Below are 23,433 nucleotides of genomic sequence, written 5' to 3'. Positions count from 1 at the left end.
GCGCGTCAGGCAGGGATGAACAGCGACAGCAGGAGCCAGGAGACCACGGCGGACGGCAGCAGCGAGTCGAGCCTGTCCATCAGACCGCCGTGACCGGGGAGCATCGTGCCCATGTCCTTGACGCCGAGGTCCCGCTTGATCAGCGATTCCACCAGATCGCCCAGCGTCGCGGTGAGCACGATCGCGATGCCGAAGAGAACGCCCTGCCAGGCGTGGCCGTGCAGCATCAGGCTGACCGTCAGCGAACCGGCGATGATGCCCGCCACCACGGAACCGGCGAACCCTTCCCAGGACTTCTTCGGGCTGATACTCGGCGCCATCGGGTGCTTGCCGCCCAGCACCCCGGCGATGTAACCACCGGTGTCGGAGGCGACGACCCCGATCATGAAGGTCAGCACCCGGGCCGCGCCGTCGTGCGGCAGCACCAGCATCGCCGCGAACGCGCCGAACAGCGGCAGGTACGCGCCGGCGAAAATGGACGCGCTGATGTCTCGCAGGTACCCCTCGGCGCCCCCGGGGAGACGCCACAGCAGGCACACGAGCACCGTCAGCGCGAACGAGGCGAGCACGCCGTCCCGACCGAACGGCCAGCCCAGCCAGATCATGGCCTGGCCGCCGACGAGCACCGGGACCATCGCGATCCGGATGTTCGCCGCCCGCCGGAGCACGCCGGCCAGCTCGATGGTCCCGATCGCGATCGCCGCGGCGATGATGGCGAGGAACAGGTAGCGCACGGTCAGCAGCGACGCGACGACGGCCGCGCCCAGCACCAGGCCGACCCCGATGGCCGCGGGCAGGTCGCGGCCCGCCCGGGATGCCTTCTTCTCCGGGGCCGGTGGCCCGTCGGCCGCCGCGGCGGCTCCTCCGCGTTCCTCACTCATCTGAGTCATCAGACCTCGAGCAACTCTGCTTCCTTGTTCTTCACGAGCTCGTCGACCTGCTTGACGTAGGTGTCGGTGAGGTGCTGAAGCTCCTTCTCACCACGCATGACGTCGTCCTCGCCGGCTTCGCCGTCCTTCTGGATGCGGTCCAGCTCTTCCTTCGCCTTGCGACGGATGCTGCGGATGGTGATGCGGGCGTCCTCGCCCTTGGTCTTGGCGACCTTCACCATCTCCTTGCGCCGCTCTTCGGTGAGCTGCGGGATGACGATCCGGATGATCGCGCCGTCGTTGCTCGGGTTCAGGCCGAGGTCCGAGACCCGGATCGCGTTCTCGATCGCGGTGAGCTGGCTCGCGTCGTAGGGCTTGATGATCGCCATCCGCGCTTCGGGGATGTTCACCCCGGCGACCTGGTTCAGCGGGGTCAGCGCGCCGTACGCCTCGACGAGGATGCGGGAGAACATCGACGGGGTGGCGCGGCCCGTGCGGACCGAGGCCAAGTCGTCCTTCGCGACGGAGACCGCTTTTTCCATCTTCTCCTCGGCATCGAGGAGGGTATCGTCGATCACGGTTGCTCCCGCTTTCTGTTGTTCAGGCTGGAGGAGATCCCAGCAGGTCTAAGCCGACGCCCCGTCGGCGGGGGTGCTCACCAGGGTGCCGATCCTCTCACCACGGACCGCACGGGCAATGTTCCCCTCGGTGAGCAGGTTGAACACGATAATCGGCATATTGTTGTCCATACAGAGGGTGAACGCCGTCGCGTCCGCGACCTTGAGGTCTCGTTCGAGTACTTCACGGTGAGTGATCTCGCGGAACATCTCGGCGTCCGGGTCGGCCTTCGGGTCGGCCGTGTAGACCCCGTCGACGGCCTTCGCCATCAGTACGGCCTCGCAGCTGAGCTCCAGCGCGCGCTGCGCGGCGGCTGTGTCGGTGGAGAAGTACGGCATGCCGACCCCCGCGCCGAAGATGACGACGCGGCCCTTCTCCAGATGGCGCTCCGCGCGGCGCGGGATGTAGGGCTCGGCGACCTGGCCCATCGTGATCGCGGTCTGCACGCGGGTGGGCAGGCCCTCCTTCTCCAGGAAGTCCTGCAGCGCGAGGCAGTTCATCACGGTGCCGAGCATCGCCATGTAGTCGGCGCGGTCGCGGTCCATCCCGCGCTGGGAGAGCTCCGCGCCACGGAAGTAGTTGCCGCCACCGATGACCACCGCGATCTGCACCCCGGTCCGCGCCACCGCCGCGATCTGCGATGCCACGGAGTGCACGACATCGGGATCGACACCGATTGAGCCACCACCGAACATTTCGCCGCCCAGCTTGAGCAGCACTCGTCGATAGCCGCCGTCGACCCGATCACCCATGTCGCCTCCCTAAGACCTGTGGACCTGATTGTCGTCGAGCTCAACTCTTGGACCTGAGACCTAACTGTGCCCCGTCCCCCGAAGTGGGCGGAGACGGGGCACAGTAACGGCCTGAACGCTCTTAGTGCTGTCCGACCTCGAAGCGCGCGAACCGCGTCACGGTCACACCCGCCTCGTCGAGCAGCGCCTTCACGGACTTCTTGTTGTCCTTGACCGACGGCTGGTCGAGCAGGACGTTGTCCTTGTAGTACGCGGTGACCTTGCCCTCGATGATCTTCGGCATGGCCTGCTCCGGCTTGCCCTCTTCGCGTGCGGTGGCCTCGGCGACGCGACGCTCGTTCTCGATGACGTCGGCCGGGACCTCTTCGCGGGTGAGGTACTTCGCCTTGAGCGCGGCGACCTGCATCGCGGCGGCGCGGGCGGCCGCCGCGTCGTCACCGGTGTACTCGATGAGCACGCCGACGGCGGGCGGCAGGTCGGCGCCACGACGGTGCAGGTAGAGCTCGGTCTGGCCCTCGAAGGCCACGACGCGGCGGAGTTCGAGCTTCTCGCCGAGCCGGGCGGCCATCTCAAGGACGGCTTCGTTCAGGGGCTTGCCGCCGAGGTCGGCGGCCTTCAGCTTCTCGACGTCGTCGGTCTTGACGGCCTTGGCCGTCTCGACGATCTTGGCGGCGAGCTTCTGGAACTCGTCGTTCTTGGCGACGAAGTCGGTCTCCGAGTCGAGCTCGATGAGGACACCGCCGCCACCGGCCACCAGGCCTTCGGCGGTGGAGCGCTCAGCGCGCTTTCCGACGTCCTTGGCACCCTTGATGCGCAGGAATTCGACCGCCTTGTCGAAGTCGCCGTCGTTCTCCTCCAGCGCCTTCTTGCAGTTCATCATGCCGGCGCCGGTGAGCTCGCGGAGACGCTTCACGTCCGCCGCGGTGTAGTTCGCCATCGTGCGTTTTCCGTCCTTCTTCGGGGTACGCGCGGAAATTTTCGGGGTGATCCGCGCCCCGGGTGGCCACCGTGGGTACGGTGGCCACCCGGGATCGGCTGATCAGCTGGAAGCGGAAACCTGCTCGGTGGAGGTCGCCTCGACGGCGGCCTCGACCTCGTCGGTCTTCGCTTCGGTGACGGGCTCGGCGACGACGGCCTCGGCGACGTCAGCGGTGGCGCCTTCGGAACCGGAGACCAGGAGGTCCTTCTCCCACTCGGCCAGCGGCTCGGCGGAAACGCCAGGCTCGGGCTTCTCGGCGGCCGAGCCGTTGCGGCTCGAGCGCTGGAGCAGACCGGCGGCGGCGGCCTCGGCCACGACCTTGGTCAGCAGCGCGGCGGAGCGGATCGCGTCGTCGTTACCCGGAATCGGGTAGTCGACCTCGTCCGGGTCGCAGTTGGTGTCGAGGATCGCGACAACCGGGATGTTCAGCTTGCGCGCCTCGCCGACGGCGATGTGCTCCTTCTTCGTGTCGACGATCCACACGATGCTGGGCACCTTGGCCATGTCCCGGATACCACCGAGGGTCTTCTCGAGCTTGTCCTTCTCGCGGGTGAGCGTCAGGATCTCGCGCTTGGTCAGCCCGACAAAACCGCCGGTCTGCTCCTGCGACTCGAGCTCCTTGAGGCGCAGCAACCGCTTGTGCACGGTCTGGAAGTTGGTCAGCATGCCGCCGAGCCAGCGCTGGTTCACGTAGGGCATGCCCACGCGGAGCGCTTCGCTGGCGATGGCTTCCTGAGCCTGCTTCTTCGTGCCGACGAACATGATCGTGCCACCGTGGGCGACGGTTTCCTTGATGAACTCGTACGCCTTGTCGATGTAGGTGAGCGTCTGCATCAAGTCGATGATGTAGATGCCGTTGCGCTCGGTGAAGATGTAGCGCTTCATCTTCGGGTTCCACCGACGGGTCTGGTGCCCGAAGTGCACGCCGCTGTCCAGCAGCTGCTTCATGGTTACGACGGCCATAGCCGGTTCGTACCTCTTCTGTGTTGTGCGTACCAGGTACGCGGTGCGGTTTGTCGCCGCCGGCCGGGTGGCCGGTAGCCCTGGTGCAGTGCCGATGCCCGGACCCGCCGATTCACTGATCGCCGGGACCGCCGGGCGCCGTGTACTCCGGCCGCCGACCACCTGATCAGGTAAGTCGGAAAGCTGGAACGCGCACGTGCACGCGAAGTCAGCCCGCCATAAGCGGACCGCGCAAAATAGTCTACTCCGTCACCCCCGCGCACTCCCATCGGCGGTGGTCAACGTGGCTGTTTGTCCACAGGGAGGCCTCGCGGACCCGAGTTGTCCACAGATTGTCCACGGGCCACCCACCGGGGCTTCGGCTCGGTGACGCTGGACCGATGGAAACGATCACGGTCGGTTCACCCGGCCCCTTACGCTCGCCCGCCCGCACGTCCGGCCGACATCGGCGACCTGGCCGGATCCAGTGGCGAAGACACGTCCTGGCGACCCTGCTCACGGCGGTGGCCTTCGTGTCCGCAGCGGCAGCACCCGCCCGATCGGCCACCGTCGACGAACCCCGCTTCACCTGGCCCTTGTCCCCCACCCCGGCAGTGACGCGGGGTTTCGAACCCCCGGCCGACGCCTACGGTGCCGGTCACCGCGGGGTGGACCTCGCCGCCGCCCCCGGCCAGCAGGCGCTGGCTGCCGGACCGGGCGTGGTCGTGTTCGCCGGAACGCTGGCGGGCCGGGGTGTCGTGTCCGTCGACCACGAAGGCGGCCTGCGCACCACATACGAACCCGTCACTCCCGACGTCTCGGTCGGCGACCAGATCTACCAGGGGCAACCGCTCGGGACCGTGCTCGCCGGGCATCCAGGGTGCACGGTCGCCGCCTGCCTGCACTGGGGCGTCCGCCGCGGTGACGAGTACGTGAACCCGCTGGAGTACATCGCGACGGCCTACGCGCTCCGGCTGAAGCCCTGGGACGGCTGAACCTCCGCGGACGCGCGCTCAGCTACCGGCTTGTTCGACGAGTTTCGCGCGCAGGCGCATGACGGCCCGGGTGTGCAGCTGGCTGACCCTCGACTCGGTCACGCCGAGGACCTTGCCGATCTCGGCAAGGGTCAAGCTCTCGAAGTAGTAGAGGCTCACCACGACCCTGTCGCGTTCGGCCAGCTGGGCGATCGCCTCGGCCAACTGGCGGCGGTTGTCCTGGTCGACGAGGGCGGCGACCGGGTCGACCGCGTCGTCGTCGGGCAGCGTGTCGACCAGTGAGCCGCTGTCCTTGCCGGCGGCGACCAGGTCTTCGAGCGCGGCCACGTTGGTCAGCTTGACCTGGCCGTAGAGGTCCCGCAGCTCGTCGAGGGTGATGTCGAGCTCGGCGGCCAGCTCAGCGTCCGTCGGCGTGCGGTGCAGGCGGGCACCGAGCCGTTCCAGTGCCCGCTCGGCCTCGCGGGCGCGGCTGCGCACCACCCTGGGCACCCAGTCCTGGGATCTCAGGTCGTCGAGAATGGCGCCGCGGATGCGTTGCATGGCGTAGGTCTCGAACCGAAGCCCGCGCGCGGGCTCGAACTTCTCGATGGCGTCGACCAGCCCGAAGATGCCCGACTGCACCAGGTCTCCGACATCGACATGGGTCGGCAGGCCGGTACCGACCCGGCCGGCGACGTACTTGACCAGCGGCGCGTAGTGCAGCACCAGCCTGTCTCGCAGGGGCTGCTGCGGGGAGTCGGTGAACTGTTTCCACAGCAGTTGGATCGAGGCGTCCACGTCGTAGCCGGCGGGGCGCTCGGGTTTCGCGGCCACCGCGCCATCGCCGTCGGAGCGCGTCTCGGCGCGTCCGGCGACTTCGGTCAGATGGGGATCGGCGGTCACTGGACCGCTGTCCTCGGCATGGTGGTCAGGTTTTTCTCCGTGCTCGTAACAGTTCTCGCGCGCCGACTGGTGGGCAGAACCGGCCGGACATCCCTCGGCGTCATCGGGCCCGCGGGTGTGCTCGGTCATGGATCGCCTTCAGCCGCTCGACGGTCACGTGAGTGTAGAGCTGCGTCGTGGCGAGCGTAGCGTGACCAAGCAGTTCCTGAACGCTGCGAAGGTCGGCTCCCCCTTCGAGTAGGTGAGTTGCCGCCGAATGGCGGAGGCCGTGTGGTCCCATATCCGCCGCCCCGGGCACCGAACCGACCGCGTCGTGGACCATTCGGCGCACCGCGCGCTGATCGAGCCGCCGCCCGCGGACCCCCAAGAAGAGTGCTGTTTCCACGGATCCGCCCTGCGTGTCGGGCAGTTCGGGACGGCCGAGCTCGATCCATCGGCGCAGCGCTGCCTCGGCCGGGACGCCGAACGGCACGGTGCGCTCCTTGTCGCCCTTGCCGAGCACCCGGACGACACGCATCGGAAAATCGACGTCGCCGAGGTCGAGACCGCAGAGTTCGGCGACCCGGACACCCGTCGCATACAGCAGCTCCAGGATCGCGTGGTCACGCAGAGCCACCGGATCGAGTTGGGCCGCCCCGGCACTCGACGCCCTCATCACCTCACCGGCCTGATCGGCACGAAGCACCCCGGGCAGCTTCCGGTGCGGCCGCGGAGCGACCAGGCGCGCGCCTGGATCGCCCTTCAGCGCACCGTGGTGATGCGCCCAAGCCGTGAACGTGCGGACCGACGCGGCCCGTCGCGACAAAGTGGTTCGGCTCGCACCGGACGAACGCTGGCCGGCCAGCCACGCCCGCAGCTCCGCGACATCGAGTTCATGAAGCTCCCGCGCGCCGTCCTCCACGGGCGGAACACCGCTCTCGATGTCCTCGGCCGTCACGCCGTACATGAAACCGAGGAGCGACACCACGTCGCCGACATATGCCCGGACCGTGTGTTCAGAGAGGCCCCGCTCGAGCCGCAGGTGGCGCTCGTACTCGCCGACGAGGACCGCCGCCGCAGCCGGCAGGACCGTCCTCGTGCGCATCAGGTCGATCCGGGGCCGTTTTCCGGCACGCTCGGGCGGCGATCGACGCGCGCTGGCTGAGGACATGGTGTTGACGCTGCGCGAACCACCGTCGCTGGTCAAGCATCGCCACACCGCTTTCCCGTGTTGCTCGTCGTTTTCCTGACCTTTCGACGAACACTGCCCGGCGGACCGCTCATGCCGCGCGCCGCCAACCGGACTCGCAGCGCTCGGCGAGCCCGTCCATTTCCAGGGCCGGCAGCACCGCGCGGACCCGCGCCAACGGAACCCCCGATTCGGTGGCGAGCGCTTCGGCGGACTTACCGCCCTTCGCCACGAGCGCCTCGTGCACCCTCATCGCGGACGGTTCCAGGCCGTCGGTCCGGCGGGTGGGCCTCGCCTCCTCGGGACGGGCCAGCCCGAACTTGCCTGTCGCGTCGATGACGTCCGCGACCGACGTCACCAGGGTCGCGTGCGCTTCCCGGATCAGCTCGTGACAACCGGCGGACATCGCGGAGCCGAGCTGCCCCGGTACCGCCATGACGACCTTGCCGAGCGCACCAGCAGTGGCGGCAGTGTTCCTCGCACCGCTCCGCAGGCCCGCTTCGACCACGACGGTCCCTTCGGTGAGCGCGGCGATAAGCCGGTTGCGCACCAGGAACCGGTGCCGTGCCGGTGTCGTGCCCGGCGGGTACTCGCTGATCACGGCACCGCGCGCGGCAATTCTGTGCTGCAGGGCGACATGCCCGGCTGGATACCCGGCATCGAGTCCGCAACCCAGCACGGCGACCGTGATCCCCTCCGAAGCGAGCGCCCCTCGGTGAGCCGCCCCGTCGATGCCGTATGCGGAACCGGAAAACACCGGCACTCCCCGCGAAGCCAGTCCGTAGGCGAATTCGGCCGCTGTGTGTTCGCCGTAACCGGTGGCCGCCCGCGCTCCCACGATCGCCACCGCCGCCTCGACGGCCTTGTCGAGCCTCGCTGGACCCCGCACCCAGAGCGCGAGCGGTGGCGCCATGCCTGCGACGCCGCGATCGCCGGCCACCGACAGCGACAGCAGCGGCCAGGCCGGCCACTCGGAGTCTTCGGGGGTCACCAGCCGCGCGCCGGCCGCGGTCGCCTTCGCAAAGTCGTGCTCGACGAGGATCACGTCGTGACGGGCACGTGTCTCGTCGCGGACCTTCGGCGGGCAATCCGCCTCGCGGACCAGCTTCGCCGCGGCCAGGGCCCCGTGCTCGGCGACGAACGCGGCCAACGCGGGTGCAGGTGGCTCGGCGACACGCAGCAGGTAGGCCCTGGCAAGTCTTCGCGGATCTTCGCCGGTCATGCCGCCGTCCGATCTCTGAAGTCCAGTGCCGCCGCCACGTGTTCGGCGTCCGGCCGATCCGCTCCGGCGAGATCCGAAAGCGTCCAGGCGATTCGCAGGCATCGGTCGGCGCCACGAGCGGTCAACGCGCCCCGATCGAGACTCCGGTCGAGTAACGCGGTGGCCTCCGTCGGCAAGGCGAACTCGCGCCGCAACACCGGACCGGGCACCTCCGCGTTGGACTGCCAACCCGGTCCCGACCATCTCGCCAGTGCTCGGTTCCTGGCCTGCAGGACGCGTCCCCGTACCACTTCGGTGGACTCCGGCTCGGTGCCGTCGTGAGCGTTCATCGCGGTCAGGGGGCGCAGTTTGGTCCTGAGATCGACTCTGTCCAGCAACGGCCCCGAAAGCCTGCCCAGGTACCGCCGACGCGCGGCGGCCGAGCAGATGCAGTTTTCCTCGCGAGGTGGCGCGCAAGGACACGGGTTTGTCGCCAGTACCAGCTGGAACCTCGCCGGGTAGCAGACCGCGCCCTTGGTCCGGGCTATCCGCACCTCGCCGTCTTCCAGCACGGTGCGCAGCGACTCGAGGCGCTCCGCGCCAAACTCGCAGGCTTCATCAAGAAACAAGATCCCGCGATGGGCCCGGCTGATCGCACCGGGCACGGCGAGCCCGCTGCCGCCCCCGATGAGGGCCGCGACCGAGATCGAGTGGTGCGGGGCCACGAACGGCGGCACGGTCACCAGCGGCGACGTGGGCGAGAGCGAACCGTCCACCGAATGCACGGCGGTGACCTGGAGGGACTCTTCGGCCGACAGGCTCGGCAGCAGTCCGGGCAGCCGTCTGGCGAGCATCGTCTTGCCGACTCCCGGCGGCCCGGTGAGCAGCAGGTGGTGCCCTCCCGCGGCCGCGACCTCCAGCGCCCATCGCGCTTCGGGCTGCCCGATGACATCGGCCAGGTCCGGTACCGGAGCCGGTTTGCCCGGAGTGGGCGGTTCGGGTGAAGTCAGATCGGCCTCTCCTTTCAGCCAGGCCACGACGTCGCTCAGCCGGGTGGCACCCGAAACCTCGATCCCGTCGACGAGCGCGGCTTCGAACAGGGAGCCGACCGGCACCACGGCGCGGCGTACCCCGGCCTTGCGGGCCGCCAGCAATCCGGGCAGCACGCCCCTGACCACGCGGATCCGGCCGTCCAGGGCCAGTTCACCAAGCAGGACGCAGCCGATGAGCCGCGTCGCGGGTACCTTCCCGTCCGCGGCGAGCACCGCCGCCGCGATGCCGAGGTCGTACCCGGAACCCACCTTCGGCAGGTTCGCCGGGGACAGTCCCAGTGTCACCTTGCCGTCCGGCCAGGCGTGCCCGGAGTTCCGGACCGCCGAGCGGACCCTGTCCTTCGATTCCCGCAGCCCCGCGTCGGGCAGCCCGACCAGTTTGGTGGCGGGCAGGCCGCCGCCGATATCGGCTTCGATCTCGACCACCCGGCCGTCGATGCCCAGGAGGGCGACCGACCACGCTTTCGCCAGCGACATTCAGAACGCCCCCTTGATGTGCTTGAGCAGGGGCGGCTGCCCCGCCGGGGCGAGGATCGCGATGACGTCGAACCGGATCGGGCACCAGCCCACCCGGAACTCGCGCAGCCACAAACCGGCGAGGGTGCGGATGCGGCCGATCTTCTCCGGGGTGAGCGCCTCGGCGGGCAGCCCCATCCGGACCCCGGACCGGGTCTTGACCTCGCAGACCACGAGCGTCTTCCCGTCAGTCGCGACCAGGTCCAGCTCGCCTTCCCGGCATCGCCAGTTCCGGGACAGCACGACCAGGCCCAGGTTGCGCAGGTGGGTCGCCGCGAGCTCCTCGCCTCGGCGGCCCAGCTCGAGACGTCTGCCCGCGCCCCTGCCGGCTCTCGGTCTCGCCACGGTTTCCCTCATCGCGGCTGCCATCAGCCCGGCTTCCCTCATCGCGGCTGTCATCATCGGTTGCCCCCTCGGAACGTCACAGTGCGTACCCGAGCAACGCTGCCAGGGTGAGGGCACCGGGCACCACCACCGATTTCGCAATCTGTGGACAACCGGGGGTGCTGTGGACAACTCGGCCCGGCGGGTACCCGATCACCACGAACTGTCAGTGGTCTCTGGTAGGCGGCTGGAAGACCGGAGCGGGCATGAAAAAGCCTCCTTCACCGCGTCGAACACGGTGAAGGAGGCCTCAGCAGACCAGCGGGATCAACCCCCGAAGGGGCCGTCCTCGGGTAGCCGGAGATCCGGCTTGTCGAGTTCCTCGACGTTGACGTCCTTGAAGGTGATCACCCGGACGTGCTTGACGAAGCGGGCAGGCCGGTACATGTCCCACACCCACGCGTCGGACATCCGCACCTCGAAGTACACCTCACCGCCACCGTCGCGCACCTGGACATCCACGGCGTTCGCCAGGTAGAACCGCCGCTCGGTCTCCACGACGTACGAGAACTGGCTGACGATGTCGCGGTACTCGCGGTACAGCGACAACTCCATCTCGGTCTCGTACTTCTCGAGATCCTCTGCGCTCATGAAATCCGCGCCCCTCCTCGCGATGTGGACTGTGCTCCGGCGGAGAAGCGTCCATTCTTACCCTTGCCACCACCGGCCGCATACACCGGCACACTCAGTGATTCCAGCGCCGCCGCGGTGAGCACGACGGGATGCGGCGGCAGGTGCCCGTGTTCACCGGCTGCTTTGGCGACATTGGCATACGACCAGCGGTGGACGGCGCTCGGCCCGTGACGGGTCAGGGCGGCGCTGTGCTCCGCGGTGCTGTAGCCCTTGTGCACGTCGAAGCCGTACCGCGGGTGCTCTTCATGCAACCCGCTCATGATCCTGTCCCTGGTGACTTTCGCGAGTACCGAAGCCGCTGCCACGCAGGCGACGGCCCGGTCGCCTTTGATCACCGCGAGACTCGGCGAAGGCAGCCCGGGCACCCGGAAGCCGTCCGTCAGCACATAACCAGGTGCACTGGCCAGCCCCATCGCCGCGCGGCGCATGCCTTCGATGTTCATGACGTGGATGCCCAGCAGGTCGACCTCCTGCGACGGTACGACCACCACCGCGTAGTCGACAGCACGCGCGAGGACCTGGTCGTACACCCGATCACGGGCGAGCGGGGTGAGCAACTTGGAGTCGGTGAGCTCAGGAAACCGGGCGGCGTCACCGCTTCTGAGGACACAGGCCGCGACGACCAGGGGACCGGCGCACGCCCCGCGTCCCGCTTCGTCGACCCCGGCCACGGGACCGAGCCCCCGCCGTTCGAGCGTGCCCTGCAAGCTCCAGAAGGCATCGCCCCGTACGACCGCGCGGGGCGGTCGTACGGGCGCTGACACCTTCAGGGGACCTGGCGGGACAAAGACGCTCAAGGCTCTAACGCTTCCGCTTGGCCGTCTTCCGCAATCCGGCGCTGAGCTTGCGGCCGAGGATGACCGCCGGAACCGCGGCGACCGCGCCGACACCAAGGGGGATGCCCTGCTGCCACGCCGCGGCGCCGAGCGCCACTGGTTGCGCGTTCGTCTGCGGATCGTGGTCGCTCACGCCGCCCCAGCGGTTCGGCGGGAGCACGATGATCCTGGCCTTGCCGATGACGTTGTCGACCGGGATGGCGCCGTTGACGTTACCGGCCGGGGGCGACGAGCTCGTGCCGCCGTCGGCGCCCTGGTAACGGGAGTCCTCGGAGTTGTTCCGGTTGTCACCCATCACCCACAGCTTGCCATCGGGCACCTTGACCGGGGCGAAGGGCTGCTGGTGGTGCGGGCTGCCGTCTTCCCAGTGGATATAAGGCTCGTCGAGCGCCTTGCCGTCCACGATCACCCTGTTCTGGGCATCGCAGCATTGGACGGTCTGGCCGCCGGTGGCGACGACGCGCTTGACGAAGTCACGCTCGTCCGGCGGGGCGAACCCGATCAGCGAACCGAGTCCCTGCAGGCCGCGCACGACGATATTGCTCGACGGCGGCGGCACGGCCTCGTTCTGCGTCCACGCGGGCGGGCCCTTGAAGACCACAACGTCACCAGGTGAGGGATCGGTGAAGTCGTAGGTGATCCGGTCGACCAGGATCCGGTCGCCCGTGCAGCCGGTGCACCCGTGCAGCGTGGCCTCCATCGATCCCGAGGGGATCATGTAGACCTTGGCTAGGAATTGCTGGATCAGGATCGTCAGTACGAGTGCCACGACGATCAGGATCGGCAGCTCTTTCCAGAACGAGCGCTTCTTGCTGGATTTGCCTCGCGACCGGGAGTCCGAACCGGCGTCAGGGGACTCCGGAGAGTCCCCGTCGGCCGAACGTTCAGGATCATCCTCAGCAGCGTTCAACGGCACGGGTTCGACCACGATGCCAGGCTACCGGTAACCGCTCGGCTACTCAGGAAGCGGACGTCGTCTCGCGGACTTCGCGGCGTTCCTTGATCTTGGCAGCCTTGCCGCGCAGGTCGCGCAGGTAGTACAGCTTCGCCCGGCGGACGTCGCCGCGCTTGTAGACCTCGATCTCGGCGATGTTCGGCGAGTGCACCGGGAAGGTGCGCTCGACGCCCACGCTGAACGAGACCTTGCGAACGGTGAAGGTCTCGCGGAAGCCACCGCCCTGACGGCGGATGACGACACCCTGGAAGATCTGGTTGCGCTCGCGGTTGCCCTCGATGACGCGGACGTGAACCTTCAGCGTGTCGCCCGGGCGAAAGTCCGGGATGTCGGAACGCAGCGACTGCGCGTCCAGGGCGTCCAGGGTGTTCATCGGTGGTCCGTCCTCGTCATTCGTATGGCTTGTGTACATCCGGGCGCGCAGTCACTTCACTGCGATCTACCCGGGGGCTCTGGTGGCAGGTGCGGCGGACGGCCAATTTTCAGCGCTGTCCACTCACGCCAACCTGTCAAGTATTGCAGATGCCGGGCGGGTGACTCACCCCGGCCTACTGCGGCTCCTCGCGCAGACGCTCGAGCAGCCCGCGATCGTGTTTGTCGAGGCTACCCTCGGGCAGTTGGCCGATGAGCTCGGGCCGCCGCGAGACGGTGCGTTCGAGGGCCTGGTCACGGCGCCACCGGTTGACGAGCGCGTGGTTGCCCGAACGCAGCACGTCCGGCACCGCGAGCTCGCGCCACACCTCGGGCCGCGTGTAGCTGGGGCCTTCGAGCAGCCCGTCGGAGAACGAGTCCTGCTCAGCGGAGATCGGATTGCCGAGGACGCCGGGCAACAGGCGGACCACGGCTTCGACCATGACCAGCACCGCGGCCTCGCCGCCGACCAGTACGTAGTCGCCGATCGAGACCTCGTCGACCGGCATCCGGCGCGCGGCGTCGTCGATGACGCGCTGGTCGATGCCCTCGTACCGGCCGCACGCGAACACCAGGTGCTCTTCGGCGGCGTAGGTGTGCGCCATGGCCTGGGTGAACGGCCGACCAGCCGGCGTGGGTACCACGAGCCGGGTAGCTTCACCGCAGACCTCGTCCAAGGCGGGGCCCCAGACCTGCGGTTTCATCACCATTCCGGGACCGCCGCCGTACGGCGCGTCGTCCACCGCCCGGTGGACGTCGTGGGTCCAGTTCCGCAGATCGTGGACGCCGATCTCGATCAGGCCGCGGTCGATCGCGCGCCCGAGCAGCGCGGCCCGCAACGGGTCGAGGTACTCGGGAAAGATCGTGACGACGTCAATCCGCAACAGATCACCAATCGTTTGGTCGGTCACCGGTTCCGCGCAGGACCTACTCGACGTCGAGCAGACCCTCGGGCGGATCGACGACCACTCGGCCGCCCGCGACGTCGACGACCGGGACGATGGCGTGCACGAACGGCACCAGCACGGTCCGGCCCTCGTGGTCGAGCGACAGCAGCTCGCCGCCAGGGGAATGCAGGACCTCGTTGACCGTCCCGATGACGGTGCCATCGGCGAGCTCGGCTCGAAGGCCTTCGAGCTCGTGGTCGTAGAACTCTTCGGGGTCTTCCGGCGGCGGCAGCTTCGCCGTGTCCGCAAGGAGCAGCGCGCCACGCAGGGTCTCGGCGACGTCCCGGGTCAGCACCTCGCCGAAACGCACCAGCAGCCGCCCGCTGTGAGAGCGGGCGGCTGCGATGGTGAGTTCCCTGGTGCTGCCGTCGCGCAGCCTGGTCGCCAGCACCGTGCCCACGGCGAACCGCTGGTCCGGTGAGTCGGTACGGATATCCACGGCGAGTTCGCCGGTGATCCCGTGCGCCTTGGCGACGCGGCCTACTACGACATCCATGTTCTCTGCCTCTTCGCCCGGATCAGCGGTCGGTATCGACGACGTCCACCCGGACGCCTCGACCACCGATACCGCCCATGACGGTGCGGAGAGCTGTCGCGGTGCGACCACCGCGACCGATGACCTTGCCGAGATCGTCGGGGTGCACGTGCACCTCGAGGGTCCGGCCGCGGCGGGTGGTCAGGAGCTCCACCTTCACCTCGTCCGGGTTGTCGACGATTCCGCGAACAAGGTGTTCAAGGGAGTCGGCGAGAAAGGTCACGCCTCGGCCTTCTCGCCCTCGGCCTTGGCCTCCGCCTTGTCAGCGTCGGCCTTCTTCGGGGTGGACTTCTTCTTCGGCGTGGTGGCCTCGGAGGAAGCGGAGTCACCGGCGGCGGCCAGTGCGGCGTTGAACAGGTCCTGCTTGGACGGCTTCGGCTCGGCGACGCGGAGCGTGCCTTCCTGGCCCGGCAGGCCCTTGAACTTCTGCCAGTCACCGGTGATCTCGAGCAGGCGCTGGACCGGCTCGGTCGGCTGCGCGCCGACGGAGAGCCAGTGCTGCGCGCGGTCGGAGTCGACCTCGATGAAGCTCGGCTCTTCCTTCGGGTGGTACTTGCCGATCGTCTCGATGGCCTTGCCATCCCGACGGGTGCGCGCATCGGCCACGATGATCCGGTAGTACGGCGCACGGATCTTGCCAAGGCGCTGGAGCTTGATCTTGACGGCCACGGGTGTGGGTACTCCTCAGTTCTCTCGGTGCAGGATCGGCCGCGCGCGATCCGAGTGGGGCATCGGATGCAGGCGTCCAGAGGTCAGGTTCGCAAGCATCGGCGCGGTGAGAGGGTCCGGCCGACGCAGTCAAGCGCACATTCTGCCAGACGCCCCTGGCTCGGCCCCGGTCGGGCCGGAAGGACGCTAGTAGGACGCCACGCCGACCGAAGTCAGCAGGATGGCCACCGCCGGCAGGAAGTTGTTCATCTGGTGGGCCACAACGCTGCCGAGCAACCGCCCGGTCCGCAGCCTGGCGAGCCCGATCGGCACCGAGATGACCAGCAACAGGGTCGTGCGCAGCGGCTCCAGGTGGCTGGCCGCGAACACCGCCGTGGACAGCATGAAGGCCGCGAGGCGCCCCCACTTGTCCTCACCCCACTGCAGCCGCTCGACCGCGCCCCACAGCAGCCCGCGATAGATGATCTCCTCGCAGATCGGGCCGAGCAGCCACAGGTAGGCGAACATCGCGATCGCCGCCGCCACGGACATCTTCTGGTCCTCGACCAGCGAGCTGATCGCCGAGTTCGAATCGGCGGCGCCCACCACGTTCGTCCAGACGTACGCGCCGATCGTGGTCACGACCAGGCCCAGTACCCCGAATTTCAGCCCGACCTTGACGTCGTCCCAGCGCCATTGGAGCCGGAGGTCGACGACCGGGCCGTTGCCCCGCACCTTCGTGATCAGCAGCGCCACGAGCGCGGCGACCATCGTCGGCGCCATGGTGCCGACCAGGACATCGCGGACCGGGATCGGCTGGCCCGCCGGCGCCGGGCCGAGCAGGGCCACGACGAACACCGCTGAGGCCAGCAGGATGGCCTCGACCAGGAGAAACGCGCCGAACCCCCACCGATGCGAGGGCAAGGTCGAGGCCGTGGCCACCGACGTCGGCTCGAGACCCACCAGCGGCCCGGGTTCGACGCCGGGGATCGGCTCCCTGGGTTGAGATACGGTCACGCCGATCCTCCGTGAGTTACGCGGTAGTGAAGGAGCCTATCCGCGTTTCCGGAGGGTCACCAAGTGAGCGGGACCGCTGTCGGGCCCTGCAGAGTCAGGAACAGCGGCCGCCACCCGAGGTCTGCCCACGGGACCGCCAGTGAGAATTCACCCGGTCCGGCGAGCAGCGCCCCGAGACCCGAGGTCAGCTCCATCCGCGCCAGCGCCGCGCCCAGGCAGCGGTGCGGCCCGTGGCCGAAGGTCAGGTGCGGGCCTTCGCCGCGGGCCGGGTCTTGGTTCGCGGCGCGAAGCGGGGCGAGGACGAACTCCCCGGCCCGGATCGGCGCCCCGCCGACCTCGACGTCCTCAGTGGCAACCCTGGACTGGTCCGTCGCCGAGCTCTGGTCAGCCGCCAAGAGCTCCTCCACGACGTCGGGAACCGCCTCCGACGCACGGAGACGACCCTCGCGGAGCAGCTGGAGGACACCCGACGCCAGTGCGTTGGCCGGGGGCAGGTATCCGGCGAGGAAGAACGCGAAGACCAGGCTCGTCAGTTCGCCGTCTTCCAGGCGATCCCCTTGGTCCTCGACAGCGATCAGCTCGCTGAGCAGGTCTTCCCCGGGTTCGGCGCGCTTGGCCTCGATGAGACTTACGACGTACCCGCCGAGCTTGGCGCCGAGCTCGGCCATCTCGGTGGCCGTCGACGCGGAGATGACCTCGGACAGCCCGCCCGCCCAGTTCCCGAGGCGGTCCCACTCCCCTGCCGGGACACCGAGAAGCTCACCCAGCGCGCTCATTGCGAGCGGCAGCGCAAGGTTCTCGAGGAGATCAGCTCCAGGCCCCTTGGCGACCAGCTTCGCGACCAGGTCGTCCGCATGGCGGCGAATGCGCGGCTCCAGCAGCCCGACGCGTCGCGGCGTGAGAGCGCGGGCGGCCAGCCTCCGCAGCCTCGCATGCCCGGGGCCGGACATGGTGAAGATCATCCCGTAGCCGTCGTCGGCAGACATGCCGGGCACCCATGGCTGGAACCGGTCGTCGGAGAGGACTGCGCGGATGTCCGCGTACCGAGTGAGTAGCCACGCGGTCTCCCCGCTCGCCAGTTCGACACGGCTCACCGGCTCCTCGACGCGTCGGCGGGCGAACTCGGCCGAGTACTCCATCGGGTCTTGCTGGACAAAGGGGTAGACGTCGGTTTTCTGCGCGGAGCTCATGACTTCTCCCATCGTTCGGTCAGTGAGTGCAGGGGCAGGACACCGTCGCCGTGCTGCCCGAGAGCACGCGCGGTCAGCAGGGTGTAAAGCTCGTCCGCGGCAGCCGCGAGCCTCGCCGCGGTCTCCGGCACGACCTCCGGGTCGACACCGGCCTCGGCGAGCGTCGCGGCGAGCACCTGCTCGACATCGCGCTGCTGGCGGTGCGCCACGGCGGCGTAGACGGCGTCGATCGGACGGATCAGCGTGCGGCGCCGGTCGGCGGGATCGACCTCGGCGAGCAGGTAACCCTTCTCACGCATCCTCGCCACCGACGTCGAGACGTGGCTTTGGGCGAACCCGGTGCGCCGGGTGACGTCGCTGATCGACATGCCCCGGGCCTCGACCAGCACCGAGATGATGACGGCGTCGACCTCCGGGGTATCGGGATCGGCCGCGTCGGCCATGCCCCGGCGGGCCAGCTCGGTGAGGTGCCTGCCCAGAAGGTAGAGCTCGCTCGTCTTCACATCGTTAACGATACATCTGAAACGATGGATCTGAGGTGAAATCGAACAGGCAGTCAGCGGGGCAGGAGTTCGCCGCGCAGGATGAGGTGGGACGGATGGCGCAGGACACCGAGGTCCTCTCGCGGGTCGGTGGCGTAGACCAGCAGGTCGGCCGGGGCGCCTTCGACGATCCCGGGGTGGCCGAGCCACTCGCGCGCGGCCCACGAGGCTGAGCCCAGCGCTTGCGTCCGTGTCATGCCGGCGGCGTGCAGGGCTTCGATCTCGTCGACGATCCGGCCGTGTTCGACGAGTCCGCCCGCGTCGGTTCCGGCGTAGACCTCGACCCCGGCCTCGATCGCCGCCGCGACCATCGGCCCGACCCCGGCGTGCAACGCCCGCATATGCGCCGCGTAGGTCGGGAACTTGGTGGCTTTCTCGGCTATACCGGGAAAGTTCTCGATGTTGATCAACGTCGGCACGAGCGCGACCCGGCCGCGTGCCAGCTCGGCGAGCTGATCCGAGCCGAGCCCGGTGCCGTGCTCGAGGCAGTCGATACCGGCGTCGATCAGACCTGGCAACGCGGACTCGCCGAAGACATGCGCGGTGACTCTCGCGCCCGCCTCATGGGCGACAGAGATCGCTTCGACGAGGACGTCGTCCGGCCACAACGGCGCGAGGTCGCCTGCTGACCGATCGATCCAGTCGCCGACCAGCTTCACCCAGCCGTCGCCCTCGGCCGCCTGCACGGCGACGGCGTCGGGCAGCTGCTCCGGGTCTTCGAGCTCGATCCCGAGGCCGGGGATGTATCGCCTGCTCAGCGCCAGATGCCGGCCCGCGCGGATGATCCTCGGCAGGTCGCCGCGCTGCTGCAGCGGCCGGATGTCGATCGGCACCCCGCAGTCCCGGATCAGCAGCGTGCCCGAATCCCGGGAGACTTCCGCCTGCTTGACGGCCTCCTCCAGGGTGGTGGGACCGCCGACACCGATCCCGGGATGGCAGTGCGCGTCGACCAGCCCCGGCACGAGGTAGCCGCCGTCGACCACGGTCTCGGCGCCGGACACGGGTTCGAACCCGATCCGGCCTTCGGAGATCCACAGGTCACGGCTTTCCTCGCCGGGCAGCACGACCCCGCGCAGGTGGAGGACCACGGAACTACTTGCTCTTGGGCAGCTTGAACTTCGACGGGTCGAAGCCCGGGACGTCGTTCATGCCGCCGAGCTGCGACAGATCGGGCATCGCGCCGCCGGTGGGCATCTGGGGCATCCCGCCGGGGGGCAGCATCGGCATGCCGCCGGGGAAGCCACCGCGGACCTTGGGCTGGGTGGGGCCGCGCCCCTTGCCCTTCTTCCCCTTCTTGCCCTTGCGCGTCTTGCTCCCGCCGCCACCGGCGCCGAAGCCGAACCGGCCGGCCATCTGCTGCATCATCTTGCGGGCGTCGTAGAAGCGGTTGACCAGGTCGTTGACCTCGCGGACCGCGACACCGGACCCTTTCGCGATCCGCAGCCTGCGCGACGCGTTGATGATCTTCGGGTCTTCGCGCTCGGCCGGGGTCATGCCGCGGATGATCGCCTGCAGCCGGTCCAGGTGCGAGTCGTCGACCTGGGCGAGCTGGTCCTTCATCTGGCCGGCGCCGGGGAGCATGCCGAGCAGGTTGCCGATCGGGCCCATCTTGCGAACCGCGAGCATCTGCTCGAGGAAGTCCTCCAGGGTCAACTGGCCGCTGGTCAGCTTCGCCGCGGCCTTCTCGGCCTGGTCCTGGTCGAAGACCTTCTCGGCGCTCTCGATCATGCTGAGCATGTCGCCCATGCCGAGAATCCGGCTCGCCATCCGGTCCGGGTGGAAGATGTCGAACTCGTCGAGCTTCTCACCGGTCGAGGCGAACATGATCGGCTGGCCGGTGACCTGCCGGACCGACAGCGCCGCACCACCGCGGGCGTCACCGTCGAGCTTGGTCAGCACGACGCCGGTGAAGCCGACCCCGTCACGGAACGCCTCGGCGGTGGTGACCGCGTCCTGCCCGATCATCGCGTCGACGACGAACAGCGTCTCGTCGGGCTGGACGGCGTCGCGGATGTTCGCGGCCTGCCGCATCAGCTCCTCGTCGACACCGAGGCGGCCCGCGGTGTCGACAATCACTACGTCGTGCTGCGCGTGCTTGGCTTCCTCGATGGCGCGGCGGGCCACATCGACCGGGTCGCCGACGCCGTTGCCGGGCTCCGGCGCGAACGTGGTGACGCCGGCGCGCTGGCCGACGATCTGCAGCTGGTTGACGGCGTTGGGGCGCTGGAGGTCGCAAGCCACGAGCAGCGGCGCGTGCCCTTGGCCCTTGAGCCACAGTGCGAGCTTGCCGGCGAGCGTCGTCTTACCGGCGCCTTGGAGACCCGCGAGCATGATGACCGTCGGCGGGTTCTTCGCCAGGTTAAGCCGCCGCGTCTCCCCGCCGAGGATGGTGACGAGCTCCTCGTTGACGATCTTGATGACCTGCTGCGCGGGGTTGAGCGCGCCGGAGACCTCGGCGCCCTTCGCGCGTTCCTTGACGCGGGCGATGAACTCCTTGACCACCACCAGGGCGACGTCGGCTTCCAACAGCGCGATGCGAATTTCGCGCGCGGTCGCGTCGATGTCCGCGTCGGACAGCCTGCCCTTGCGCGTCAGTGTCTGAAGGGCGGAAGTAAGCCGATCGGAGAGGGTGTCGAACACGGGTGTGCACGCTCCAGCTGGTCGTCGTTGCGTGCCTGCCCTCGGTCGAGGTGGGCCGGCACCCCCCGAGGGTAGTCGTTCCGGCGAGGGGACCGCGCGGTGCTCGCCGAACCGGACCAGGACCGCGACGACCGGGTGCCCTTGCGGCGCATCACGGGCTGAGCGTGGCGACCACCAGCCTGTCCAACACGATCGGCCAGCAGGTGATGAAACGAGCTGCGGGTGTCGGTCTCGTTCCGCTACGAAGACGACAGCCCGGACACCCTGAGCGCGATCGACCTCGAAGTACCCGCCGGGACGACGACAGCGCTGGTCGGGTCCACAGGCTCGGGCAAAACGACGCTGGCGCACCTCGTGGCCCGGCTCTACGAACCGACCGAGGGCAGGGTGTGCGTGGACGGCGCCGACCTCAACGACGGGATCGTCGCGCTCCCTCGACGAAGAGATCGAGCGGACCGAACGATCCGTCCAGGCCGAGCTGGACCGGCTCTTCACCGACCGCACCAGCATCACCATCGCGCACTGATTGTCCGCAGTGGAACACGCGGACCAGATCGTGGTGCCGACTCGTCAATGCCTCGATGGACCGGGTCGATCGACGGAAAGTCAGCGTTCACGCACTTTGCGTTCCGTTGCCGAATAACCGGAAAGGGAACGAGTTTCCGTTGTATAACTCGGCCTCGACCGGCTGGGACCGGGTGTTAGCCTTTGCCGATTTCTTCGCGACTCACGCGATGGGGACGAAATACTCTGGGGTGGACACATGGCTATTCGGCGCGCGAAACAAAAAGCTCAGGTTATCAAGAAGCTCGAGGCGATGGCGCCTCCCGGCGAGACCTTCCTCGCCTGCGTGCACTGCGAGACCGGTCCGAGCCCGTGGCTCGGCGCCGTGTTCGACGAGATCCCGCTGCTCGGCCTGGCGGTCGCGTTGAGCAGGCAGTTCTACTTCATCGCTGTCACCAACACGTCCGTCGTGGTGATCTCGGCCAACCGCTTCACCAACCGGCCCGGTGAGATCGTCACGGTGTTCCCGCGGCACGCGACGCCGATCTCCGACGTCAAGCGGGCGAAGGTGTGGAGCAAGATGCACCTGCATTTCGCCGGCCACTCGAAGCCCAAGCGCCTCAACGTGCACCGCTACTGGCGCGGCGAGTTCGACCAGTTGCTGGCCGCACTCCCGCAGACCGCGAGCGCGCCGCAGGGCCAGGCACCAGCGGCTCGCTGAGCGAGGACCTAGTCCGCTCCCATGCAGACTGACGCCGATGCCGACCTCCGGAGGCCGAGCGGACCCAGCCGCAATCCCTCACGCGCGTACTCGCGACGATGGAGGAGCTGCCGCAATGACAGAGAAGTTCAGCGAGACCGAACGCGAACTGTTGCGGCTGGCGGCTGAGCTGATGATCCGCTCGCCGAGGACTAGGCGTCTTCTAGGACTTGGCGGGGGTACTGGCTTTCGCGGCGGATCGGCGGGCGGCGGCGGACGATCCGGCGGCCTTCCGCGCCGCTTGCCGTGCTTTGCCGACGGCGTCGGCGCCCGCCTGTTCCGGTAGCTCCGCCACGCCTTGCTGAAGGGCGGCGAGGAGTTCGGCGACACCCGCGTCCTGCGCCGCGGCCGTCGGCTGGACGACCTCGCTGCCGTCGATCTTGGCCTGGATCAACGCTTCGAGGGCTTCCCGATAGTGATCGGAATACCGCTCGGGCTCGAAATCCCCGGCGAGGTGCTCGATCATCGTGACGGCCGCGCGCAGCTCCCCCAGCCGGACATCGACGTCCTCGTGCAGGAACGGGAAGTCCGGCGTGCGGATCTCGTCCGCCCACAGCATGGTCTCCAGCACGATCACCTGGTCGCGCACGCGCAGCGCGCCGAGGGTCTCGCGTTGACGCAGCGCCACCTTCACCACCGCGATGCGGCCCGACTGCTGCAAGGCCTCACTGAACAGGACATACGGCTTCGTGCCCGCCGGTTCCGGCTCCAGGTAATAACTTCTGGCGAAGTAGATCGGGTCGATCTGCTCCAGCGGGGCGAACCCGCGCACGTCGATGTGGTGCGCGGTGGACAGCGGCAACGTGGCGACGTCCTCCTCGGTCAGCAGGACGACGTCCCCGCCGGGCATCTCGTAGCCCTTGACGATCTCGGTGGCCGGTACCTCGGCGTCGTCGACCTCACACACCCGCCGGTACTTGATGCGCCCGCCGTCGTGCCGGTGGTGCTGACGCAGGCTCACGCCGCTTTCCTCGGTGGCGCTGTACGCCTTCACCGGGATCGCGAAAGCCCCGTAGCCGATTGTGCCTTTCCATACCGCACGCATGGTCACCTCCGGTTTTCACCAGCGTATCCAGGCACCGTCGGGCTACGTAGCTACAAATGGGTATTTTCCGGTATCGATTCGACCATACGTTCGATCGAGGGAACGGATTCTTCGAGCGCGTCCGCCGAGCAGACCACCGCCGTGGCCGCCGCTTGGAGTACCTCGGTGGTCACCTGAAGCTCGACCGGCGACACCTCCGCCAACGCCCCGGCGTCCTGACCAGCACGAACACGGTCGGCTAGCGCGTCAAGCGCACGGGCAACGGCACGCTGCCCGGCCAGCAGGTCGCCCACGACCGCGGCGAAGTCCTCCGCGGTACCCCACGGCGAACCGTCCTCCGCGGCGGCCGCCAGCTCCACCGCGCACGTGCGCAGGTGGGCGGCGACAACCGTGACGGGCAGCATCCGCAAGA

General features: G+C 68.6%; 27 protein-coding genes and 1 pseudogene. 3 read left to right on the top strand and 25 right to left on the bottom strand.

Annotated features, from left to right (window positions below):
* Positions 1 to 5: 5 nt before the first annotated feature.
* The 5 genes from JWQ81_RS42020 to rpsB form a co-directional block, all read right to left on the bottom strand.
* Positions 6 to 890 carry a phosphatidate cytidylyltransferase gene (locus JWQ81_RS42020; RefSeq protein ID WP_297550932.1) on the bottom strand — a complete coding sequence of 295 codons (885 nt, stop codon included), beginning with the start codon at positions 888 to 890 and terminating at the stop codon, positions 6 to 8.
* Positions 890 to 1,447: a ribosome recycling factor gene (gene frr / locus JWQ81_RS42015; RefSeq protein WP_297550930.1), complete on the bottom strand. Its 558-nt coding sequence runs from the start codon at positions 1,445 to 1,447 to the stop codon at positions 890 to 892. Before frr ends, JWQ81_RS42020 begins: the two co-directional genes overlap by 1 nt.
* Before the next feature lie 48 nt (positions 1,448 to 1,495).
* The gene (pyrH, locus tag JWQ81_RS42010) at positions 1,496 to 2,239 is read right to left on the bottom strand and encodes a UMP kinase (RefSeq protein WP_297550928.1); all 744 of its coding nucleotides are present in this window, start codon (positions 2,237 to 2,239) and stop codon (positions 1,496 to 1,498) included.
* A 121-nt stretch (positions 2,240 to 2,360) separates the two neighbouring features.
* Positions 2,361 to 3,176, bottom strand: coding sequence for a translation elongation factor Ts (gene tsf, locus JWQ81_RS42005; RefSeq protein WP_297550926.1), 816 nt, complete (start codon positions 3,174 to 3,176; stop codon positions 2,361 to 2,363).
* A gap of 102 nt (positions 3,177 to 3,278) precedes the next feature.
* Positions 3,279 to 4,181 carry a 30S ribosomal protein S2 gene (rpsB, locus tag JWQ81_RS42000; protein ID WP_297550925.1) on the bottom strand — a complete coding sequence of 301 codons (903 nt, stop codon included), beginning with the start codon at positions 4,179 to 4,181 and terminating at the stop codon, positions 3,279 to 3,281.
* Positions 4,182 to 4,561: 380 nt separating this feature from the next.
* Here rpsB and JWQ81_RS41995 point away from each other — a divergent pair, with 380 nt between their 5' ends.
* On the top strand, positions 4,562 to 5,155 hold the full coding sequence (locus JWQ81_RS41995; RefSeq protein ID WP_297550923.1) for a M23 family metallopeptidase: 594 nt from the start codon (positions 4,562 to 4,564) through the stop codon (positions 5,153 to 5,155).
* 18 nt (positions 5,156 to 5,173) lie between these two features.
* On the opposite strand, the gene JWQ81_RS41990 is transcribed toward JWQ81_RS41995, so the two are convergent.
* From JWQ81_RS41990 to ffh, 18 genes are all read right to left on the bottom strand, one after another.
* The gene (locus JWQ81_RS41990) at positions 5,174 to 6,037 is read right to left on the bottom strand and encodes a FliA/WhiG family RNA polymerase sigma factor (protein WP_297550921.1); all 864 of its coding nucleotides are present in this window, start codon (positions 6,035 to 6,037) and stop codon (positions 5,174 to 5,176) included.
* A gap of 100 nt (positions 6,038 to 6,137) precedes the next feature.
* Entirely contained in the window at positions 6,138 to 7,121 is a 984-nt protein-coding gene (locus JWQ81_RS41985) for a tyrosine recombinase XerC (protein WP_297551070.1), read from the bottom strand.
* A gap of 175 nt (positions 7,122 to 7,296) precedes the next feature.
* Positions 7,297 to 8,427: a DNA-processing protein DprA gene (gene dprA, locus JWQ81_RS41980; RefSeq protein WP_297550919.1), complete on the bottom strand. Its 1,131-nt coding sequence runs from the start codon at positions 8,425 to 8,427 to the stop codon at positions 7,297 to 7,299.
* The gene (locus JWQ81_RS41975; RefSeq protein ID WP_297550917.1) at positions 8,424 to 9,935 is read right to left on the bottom strand and encodes a YifB family Mg chelatase-like AAA ATPase; all 1,512 of its coding nucleotides are present in this window, start codon (positions 9,933 to 9,935) and stop codon (positions 8,424 to 8,426) included. Before JWQ81_RS41975 ends, dprA begins: the two co-directional genes overlap by 4 nt.
* Positions 9,936 to 10,331, bottom strand: a complete 396-nt coding sequence (locus tag JWQ81_RS41970) for a YraN family protein (RefSeq protein WP_297551068.1) — start codon at positions 10,329 to 10,331, stop codon at positions 9,936 to 9,938.
* 294 nt (positions 10,332 to 10,625) lie between these two features.
* Complete coding sequence (locus tag JWQ81_RS41965; RefSeq protein WP_297550915.1) at positions 10,626 to 10,949, bottom strand: DUF2469 domain-containing protein; 324 nt, start codon at positions 10,947 to 10,949, stop codon at positions 10,626 to 10,628.
* Positions 10,946 to 11,755 carry a ribonuclease HII gene (locus JWQ81_RS41960; RefSeq protein WP_297550912.1) on the bottom strand — a complete coding sequence of 270 codons (810 nt, stop codon included), beginning with the start codon at positions 11,753 to 11,755 and terminating at the stop codon, positions 10,946 to 10,948. The genes JWQ81_RS41965 and JWQ81_RS41960 overlap by 4 nt, the downstream gene beginning before the upstream one ends.
* A gap of 37 nt (positions 11,756 to 11,792) precedes the next feature.
* The gene (gene lepB, locus JWQ81_RS41955; protein ID WP_297550911.1) at positions 11,793 to 12,755 is read right to left on the bottom strand and encodes a signal peptidase I; all 963 of its coding nucleotides are present in this window, start codon (positions 12,753 to 12,755) and stop codon (positions 11,793 to 11,795) included.
* A gap of 31 nt (positions 12,756 to 12,786) precedes the next feature.
* Positions 12,787 to 13,155, bottom strand: a complete 369-nt coding sequence (rplS, locus tag JWQ81_RS41950; RefSeq protein WP_297550909.1) for a 50S ribosomal protein L19 — start codon at positions 13,153 to 13,155, stop codon at positions 12,787 to 12,789.
* Positions 13,156 to 13,330: 175 nt separating this feature from the next.
* Positions 13,331 to 14,077 (bottom strand): tRNA (guanosine(37)-N1)-methyltransferase TrmD, encoded by a 747-nt coding sequence (gene trmD, locus JWQ81_RS41945; protein ID WP_297550907.1) that lies wholly within the window; start codon positions 14,075 to 14,077, stop codon positions 13,331 to 13,333.
* A gap of 43 nt (positions 14,078 to 14,120) precedes the next feature.
* A complete protein-coding gene (rimM, locus tag JWQ81_RS41940; protein WP_297550905.1) occupies positions 14,121 to 14,636 on the bottom strand; it encodes a ribosome maturation factor RimM in 516 nt (171 codons plus the stop codon).
* 22 nt (positions 14,637 to 14,658) lie between these two features.
* Positions 14,659 to 14,898 carry an RNA-binding protein gene (locus JWQ81_RS41935; protein ID WP_297550903.1) on the bottom strand — a complete coding sequence of 80 codons (240 nt, stop codon included), beginning with the start codon at positions 14,896 to 14,898 and terminating at the stop codon, positions 14,659 to 14,661.
* Positions 14,895 to 15,344, bottom strand: a complete 450-nt coding sequence (gene rpsP / locus JWQ81_RS41930) for a 30S ribosomal protein S16 (protein ID WP_297550901.1) — start codon at positions 15,342 to 15,344, stop codon at positions 14,895 to 14,897. Before rpsP ends, JWQ81_RS41935 begins: the two co-directional genes overlap by 4 nt.
* A 186-nt stretch (positions 15,345 to 15,530) precedes the next feature.
* Positions 15,531 to 16,289 (bottom strand): type II CAAX endopeptidase family protein, encoded by a 759-nt coding sequence (locus JWQ81_RS41925; protein ID WP_297551066.1) that lies wholly within the window; start codon positions 16,287 to 16,289, stop codon positions 15,531 to 15,533.
* 107 nt (positions 16,290 to 16,396) lie between these two features.
* Positions 16,397 to 17,530, bottom strand: coding sequence for a cytochrome P450 (locus JWQ81_RS41920; protein WP_297550899.1), 1,134 nt, complete (start codon positions 17,528 to 17,530; stop codon positions 16,397 to 16,399).
* Positions 17,527 to 18,033: a MarR family transcriptional regulator gene (locus tag JWQ81_RS41915; RefSeq protein ID WP_297550897.1), complete on the bottom strand. Its 507-nt coding sequence runs from the start codon at positions 18,031 to 18,033 to the stop codon at positions 17,527 to 17,529. Before JWQ81_RS41915 ends, JWQ81_RS41920 begins: the two co-directional genes overlap by 4 nt.
* Before the next feature lie 53 nt (positions 18,034 to 18,086).
* Positions 18,087 to 19,160 carry an amidohydrolase family protein gene (locus tag JWQ81_RS41910; protein WP_297550895.1) on the bottom strand — a complete coding sequence of 358 codons (1,074 nt, stop codon included), beginning with the start codon at positions 19,158 to 19,160 and terminating at the stop codon, positions 18,087 to 18,089.
* A 4-nt stretch (positions 19,161 to 19,164) separates the two neighbouring features.
* On the bottom strand, positions 19,165 to 20,712 hold the full coding sequence (gene ffh, locus JWQ81_RS41905) for a signal recognition particle protein (RefSeq protein ID WP_297550893.1): 1,548 nt from the start codon (positions 20,710 to 20,712) through the stop codon (positions 19,165 to 19,167).
* A gap of 228 nt (positions 20,713 to 20,940) precedes the next feature.
* On the opposite strand from ffh, the pseudogene JWQ81_RS41900 reads away from it, so the two are divergent.
* Both JWQ81_RS41900 and JWQ81_RS41895 read left to right on the top strand, forming a co-directional pair.
* A pseudogene (locus JWQ81_RS41900) lies at positions 20,941 to 21,235 on the top strand (ATP-binding cassette domain-containing protein); the annotation flags it as partial.
* Positions 21,236 to 21,475: 240 nt separating this feature from the next.
* On the top strand, positions 21,476 to 21,937 hold the full coding sequence (locus tag JWQ81_RS41895; RefSeq protein WP_297550891.1) for a hypothetical protein: 462 nt from the start codon (positions 21,476 to 21,478) through the stop codon (positions 21,935 to 21,937).
* 202 nt (positions 21,938 to 22,139) lie between these two features.
* Here the strand turns inward: JWQ81_RS41895 and JWQ81_RS41890 are convergent, their stop codons facing one another.
* Positions 22,140 to 23,021 (bottom strand): Ku protein, encoded by an 882-nt coding sequence (locus JWQ81_RS41890; protein WP_297550889.1) that lies wholly within the window; start codon positions 23,019 to 23,021, stop codon positions 22,140 to 22,142.
* A gap of 50 nt (positions 23,022 to 23,071) precedes the next feature.
* Positions 23,072 to 23,425: a hypothetical protein gene (locus JWQ81_RS41885; RefSeq protein ID WP_297550887.1), complete on the bottom strand. Its 354-nt coding sequence runs from the start codon at positions 23,423 to 23,425 to the stop codon at positions 23,072 to 23,074.
* Positions 23,426 to 23,433 lie beyond the last annotated feature (8 nt).

The organism is Amycolatopsis sp. (assembly GCF_025464955.1).
In the GTDB taxonomy this organism is placed as follows: Bacteria; Actinomycetota; Actinomycetes; order Mycobacteriales; family Pseudonocardiaceae; genus Amycolatopsis.
The sequence above is the reverse complement of the archived record's forward strand: the minus strand, read 5'-3'. Positions and strand labels throughout refer to the sequence as shown.